Annotated in this window: 1 pseudogene; it reads left to right on the top strand. The window is 40.8% G+C overall.

Features of this window, described 5'->3' with window-relative positions:
* Positions 1–32: 32 nt before the first annotated feature.
* Positions 33–233: pseudogene (locus AAEY87_RS14450) on the top strand (hypothetical protein); the annotation flags it as partial.

Genomic DNA, 233 nt, shown 5'->3' with positions numbered 1-233 from the left:
ACTTTGGGCAAATCGGTGTGGCGTCACTTCTTATGGTTGCTCAAAACAACAACATTGATATTACAAGTGAACAAGCTAAAACAGCTATTGTTACGCCTCTTTTAACGCTTCCTCCACACAGCGATGTTAAAGAAGGACTGGCAAAACTCAAAGCACAGGGCTATAAGTTAGTAAGCCTTACAAACTCTTCAAACAAAGGTGTAAAGGCACAGTTTGAAAGCGCTGGTTTAATG

The organism is Psychrobacter sp. S1-30-MNA-CIBAN-0213 (assembly GCF_040309845.1).
Taxonomy (GTDB): Bacteria; Pseudomonadota; Gammaproteobacteria; order Pseudomonadales; family Moraxellaceae; genus Psychrobacter.
The sequence above is the reverse complement of the archived record's forward strand: the minus strand, read 5'-3'. Positions and strand labels throughout refer to the sequence as shown.